This is a genomic window from Micromonospora sp. CPCC 206061 (genome assembly GCF_036906915.1).
GTDB lineage: Bacteria > Actinomycetota > Actinomycetes > Mycobacteriales > Micromonosporaceae > Phytohabitans.
In genome coordinates this window covers 1-4,465 of record NZ_JBAKHX010000170.1, presented here as the reverse complement: position 1 = coordinate 4,465, position 4,465 = coordinate 1, and the positions used below count along the sequence as shown (strand labels likewise).

The 4,465-nt window shown below is 69.8% G+C and carries 6 protein-coding genes; 3 read left to right on the top strand and 3 right to left on the bottom strand.

The genetic code is table 11. The features are described 5' to 3' along the window. Positions 1-138 precede the first annotated feature (138 nt). Positions 139-696 (bottom strand): CGNR zinc finger domain-containing protein, encoded by a 558-nt coding sequence (locus V6V89_RS41050; protein ID WP_334625135.1) that lies wholly within the window; start codon positions 694-696, stop codon positions 139-141. Between the two features lie 73 nt (positions 697-769). Between V6V89_RS41050 and V6V89_RS41045 the strand changes: the two genes are divergently transcribed. Further along, on the top strand, positions 770-1,732 hold the full coding sequence (locus V6V89_RS41045; protein WP_334625134.1) for an EamA family transporter: 963 nt from the start codon (positions 770-772) through the stop codon (positions 1,730-1,732). Between the two features lie 50 nt (positions 1,733-1,782). On the opposite strand, the gene V6V89_RS41040 is transcribed toward V6V89_RS41045, so the two are convergent. Further along, the gene (locus V6V89_RS41040) at positions 1,783-2,520 is read right to left on the bottom strand and encodes a polyphosphate polymerase domain-containing protein (RefSeq protein WP_334625133.1); all 738 of its coding nucleotides are present in this window, start codon (positions 2,518-2,520) and stop codon (positions 1,783-1,785) included. Continuing rightward, positions 2,517-3,002 carry a DUF4956 domain-containing protein gene (locus V6V89_RS41035; RefSeq protein WP_334625131.1) on the bottom strand — a complete coding sequence of 162 codons (486 nt, stop codon included), beginning with the start codon at positions 3,000-3,002 and terminating at the stop codon, positions 2,517-2,519. The genes V6V89_RS41040 and V6V89_RS41035 overlap by 4 nt, the downstream gene beginning before the upstream one ends. Before the next feature lie 238 nt (positions 3,003-3,240). Between V6V89_RS41035 and V6V89_RS41030 the strand changes: the two genes are divergently transcribed. Both V6V89_RS41030 and V6V89_RS41025 read left to right on the top strand, forming a co-directional pair. Next, the gene (locus V6V89_RS41030; RefSeq protein ID WP_334625129.1) at positions 3,241-3,615 is read left to right on the top strand and encodes a nuclear transport factor 2 family protein; all 375 of its coding nucleotides are present in this window, start codon (positions 3,241-3,243) and stop codon (positions 3,613-3,615) included. 111 nt (positions 3,616-3,726) lie between these two features. Continuing rightward, positions 3,727-4,329 carry a hypothetical protein gene (locus V6V89_RS41025; protein ID WP_334625128.1) on the top strand — a complete coding sequence of 201 codons (603 nt, stop codon included), beginning with the start codon at positions 3,727-3,729 and terminating at the stop codon, positions 4,327-4,329. Positions 4,330-4,465 lie beyond the last annotated feature (136 nt).

The window sequence follows — 4,465 nt, the reverse complement described above, 5'->3', positions numbered from 1 at the left end:
GGGCGGGCGCAGCGGGCGGGCGCAGCGGGCGTGGCGTAGCGGGCGCGGTGGGCGGGGCGCGGCGCGGCCGGGTGTGGTGGGGCCGGGTGGGCGCGGCGTTCCCGCCGGGGTCGGGCTACAGGTGGCTGGGCTTGTCGGCTACGGTGCCGGGCGGGTGAGGGCGGCGGCCTTGCGGGCGCGGTAGGCCTCGACGGCGGCCTTGTTGCCGCAGCCGGCGTCGCAGAAGCGTTTGGAGCGGTTCTTCGACAGGTCGACCACGACGTTGCCGCAGTCCGGGTACTCGCAGATCCGCAGACGGCGCAGTTCCCCGCTGCGGACGATGTCGACGAAGCCCATCGCCGCCTCGACCGCCATCCGTATGTGGAGCGGCGCGTCGCGGGGCACGGAGTGCAGGTGATACGGCTCGCCGTCGTGCTTGATGAGCTGGGGCAGCGCGTTGCACTCCCGGAGCAGCCCGTTGACGATCTCGGCGGCGCGGTCCTCGTCGGCGTACCAGACCTCGCGCAGCCGGGGGCGTAGCGCGCGCACGTCCCGCAGTTCTGCCTCGGTGTGTTCGTGTCGGCCCGTCCAGCCGTACGCGCGGAAGAACGCGTCGAGCGCGGCGACGTCGGGGAGACCTTCGCGGTCGTGGCCGGCGGTGTTCACGAGCGCGGCGGCGGTGCCCAGGGCGATCTCTGTGTCATGGGCAAAAACCATCTTGACTCCTGTCACCTCGCTCGACTAGCGTCATCAGCATAGCGACTCTTTGCTCATTACAACTGGAGGGTGGATGCGACCGCAACGCTCCGCCGGCACCGGCCTCGCGTTGGCGCTGCTGTCGGCCGTCACGTTCGCGACGTCCGGCACGTTCGCCCGGTCGCTGATCGAGGCCGGCTGGTCGGCCGAGGCCGCGGTGGCGACCCGGGTGGGCGTGGCCGCGCTGGTCCTCGCCATCCCCGCCGTGATCGCGCTGCGCGGCAAGTGGCACGTGCTGCGGCGCAACCTCGGCATGGTCGGCGTGTTCGGGGTGCTCGCGGTCGCGACCGCCCAGGCATGCTTCTTCAACGCGGTCCAGTATCTGCCGATCGGGGTCGCGCTGTTACTGGAGTACCTCGGCATCATCCTCGTGGTGGGGTGGATGTGGGCGGCGCACGGTCAGCGGCCACGTCGCCTGACCGTCGCCGGGTCGGTGGCGGCGGTGTTCGGCCTCGTGTTCGTGCTCGACGTCACCGGTGGCGCCCGCCTCGACGCCGTCGGGGTGCTGTGGGGGCTCGGCGCCGCCGTCGGGCTGGCCGCCTACTTCGTGCTCTCCGCCCGCGGTGACAACGAGCTGCCGCCCGTCGCGCTGGCCAGCGGCGGCATGGGTATCGGCGCGGCGGTGCTCGTCGCGCTCGGCCTCGCCGGCGCGCTGCCGCTTGACGCCACGTTCGGCGAGGTCACATTCGCCGGGTACCGGACGAGCTGGCTGGTGCCGGTGCTGGGCCTGTCGCTGGTGGCGGCGGTGATCTCGTACGTCGCCGGGATCGGCGCGGCCCGCATCCTGGGGGCGCGGCTCTCGTCCTTCGTCGGCCTGACCGAAGTCATGTTCGCGGTGCTGATCGCCTGGCTGGTGCTCGATGAGCTGCCGACGGCGGTGCAGTTGCTGGGTGGCGTCATGATCGTCGCGGGCGTCACGTTGGTACGCCTGGACGAGCTGCGGCCGGCGAAGGTCGAGCCGGCGCCCGAGCCGTTGCTGGCGACGAACAAGGCGTGAGACCAGCCGGCCCTCGCACCGATCGAGGGCCGGCTGGCGTCCTGGTCCCCTCAGGAAGCGGGGAAGTACCGGCGGAGCGTGCGGCGCCACGGCACCGCGGGCAGGTCCGGCCGCAGGGCGGCCAGACCGGTCGCGTATTTGGAGATGGACGCCGGCCGGTGCCCTCGGGCCCAGAGCAACCGGTCGACATGAGAGGCGGCGCATCCGGTCTTGGTCTCGACGACCGCGATCTCGGGCAGGCACAGGTGGGCGTCACCGTGCTCCCAGGCCAGCTCCACATCGATGGTGACGCGGCTGGCCGAGGACGGCAGGTAGAGCGTGGTCCGCCGGTATCGGGTCACAAGTACCGGTGCGAACGACGGCGCGGCGCGGTGGCCCAGCACGGTCTCGACGAACAGCTGTCCCGGCGTGACGGTGGCGTGGTCGTCGAGCCGGTAGGGGATGCGGCTCTTGACCGTGCCCCCGCGCGCGCCTTCGGTCTTGACCTCAAGCCAACAGGTGGCGGAGTCGAGGTAGGAGCGCGTCCTGATCTTGAAGCGGTGACGGCGGCGGTGGGCGGTAAGCCGGAAGCTAGTGAGGTCTGGGGTGTCGAAGTACACGGAGCGGTACCGGAAGGAGCGGGCGCCGTCGATTTCGAGGACCTGCGTGTCGGGGTCGAGGCGCGGCGCGAGCGTGGCCACCTCGCCGACCGGCAGCACGTACTTGCGGTCCATGCGGGTCTGGAGGGCGGCGCGCTCGATGAGCTCGGCCAGGCCGATCGCGGGCAGGTCCGCCAGCGACGCGATCACGGCCGCACCCCGGCGAACAGCGGCGCGTTCCTGGTACTCGGGCAGGAGTACCGGACCTCGACCACCGTGGTCTCGTTGACGAGGTCGACCCGCTCGACGCTGGCCGAGTGGACCCGTGCGCCGAGCACCTGCTCCAGATGCGCGACCAGCGCGACCTGGTCGGTGACCGCCGAGTCGAGCACCATGACCTGCCGGCGGTACGCACGGAAGAGCCGGGGATGGTCGCCCAGGTACATGACCACGAGGATCAGGGTCATCAGTGTCGGTGCCAGCCACACAGTCGAGCTGCTGAGCGGGCCGAGGATGCCGAGCGCGAGTGCGGAGAAGTAGTACGCGACCTCGTGCTGGTCGAGTTCGGTCGAACGGAGGCGGATGATCGACAGTACGCCGAAGAGTCCGAGGCCCAGGCCCGCGCCCACGCCGCTCGTGGTCAGGGTGCCCGCGACGGCCAGCACGCCGACGTTGACCCCGAGGTACGCCACGACGAGGTCACGCCTGCTGGCGCGGGAAGTAGAGCCCGAACACCAGGACGGCGACCGCGACGAGATCGATCGCGAACAATGCGAGACGGGTCATGGTGTAGGGTCCTCCGGGGTGTCCATCGGGTGAACGTGCGATGTCTCATCGATCTCTCTCGATGGAGCGTAGGACATTTCGGTCGCGATCAACCTCAGAGTTTCCTCAGAATTTTTGTCGGTGGGTCATGGCACGCTGCGCGCCATGACGACTTCGGACGAGGTTGTGCGGGAGTACTGGACGCGGGCGGAGGCGCGCGACTGGGCCGGGTTCGGCGAGTTGCTCGCCGACGACGTGGTCTACGAGTTGCCACAGAGCCGTGAGCGCATCCGTGGCAAGGTCGACTACCTGCGGTTCAACGAGGAGTACCCGGGGGACTGGCACGCCTCGCTGGTGCGCGCCGTCGGGCAGGGTTCGCACGCGGCCACCTGGATCTCGGTCACGACCGATGGCGAGGAGCAGGCCGCGCTGACGTTCTTCGAGCTCGACGACCAGGGGCTGATCGCCCGGATCACCGACTTCTGGCCCGAGCCCTACGAGCCGCCGCCGGGCCGCGAGCACCTGGTCGAGCGCTTCTGACGCGCCGAGATTGCAAGGTCACCGTGGCCTGACGGCTCCAGCGCCAGTCGAACGGTTCACCAGTCCTTCCCGCGACGCTGTCCCCGACACGTCGTGCGGAAGGACGGTGACATGGGACGCACAGGACACTGGCCCCGCATAATGGGCCTACTGTTCGGCATGGTGGTGGCGCTGGTCGGAGTATCGGTGCCCGCGGGTCCGGCCGCGGCTCAGGCGGCACCCCAGTGCCAGGGCTGGGTCAGCAGCAACGGCCTGTTCGGCGAAGGGTCGTGCAGCGGTGGCGACGCCGCTATCCCGTACCGCGTTGTGATGATGTGCCGGCAGTACATCGGCAACCCCGACGATCCGCTGTACGAATACTTCACCGGCTCGGCATGGGTGCCCACCACCCAACGCATCACGGGCGTCACCTGTGTGTGGGGTGGGTACCCGGCGTGGGTGTTCACCGAGGTCGTCGCGCCGCCACCGCCACCCGGCGCGAACATCATCTGTGAGTCCGGAGCGAACTCGTTCTTCTGCCAGCTCGAGCACGGGTTGTCCGGCGCTGTCCAGATCCGCTGGACGGTCAACGGCATGCACCTCGCGTCCTGGGACAACAAGACGTACGTGTCGTCCGGTTGCAGCTCCGGCACCGTGATCGCGGTGACGGTTACCAACTCGTCCGGCAGCGCGACAGACAGCTGGAGCAACTGCCGCAGCGGCCCCTGGCAGTAACCCGCGACCCGCCCCCTTTCCATCGATCAAGGGCAAACGCACGTGATTCGATCTCTAATCCACGTGCGTTTGCCCTGAGACGAAACTCGGCCCAGCCACGTGTGCGGCAGCGTCCCGGCGGAGCCGGGACTTCGGG

Excerpts from the sequence above, each read along its gene's own strand:
- V6V89_RS41025 (WP_334625128.1), top strand. The coding sequence starts at position 3,727 with ATGGGACGCACAGGACACTGGCCCCGCATAATGGGCCTACTGTTCGGC.
- V6V89_RS41050 (WP_334625135.1), bottom strand. The coding sequence starts at position 696 with ATGGTTTTTGCCCATGACACAGAGATCGCCCTGGGCACCGCCGCCGCG.
- V6V89_RS41030 (WP_334625129.1), top strand. The coding sequence starts at position 3,241 with ATGACGACTTCGGACGAGGTTGTGCGGGAGTACTGGACGCGGGCGGAG.
- V6V89_RS41045 (WP_334625134.1), top strand. The coding sequence starts at position 770 with ATGCGACCGCAACGCTCCGCCGGCACCGGCCTCGCGTTGGCGCTGCTG.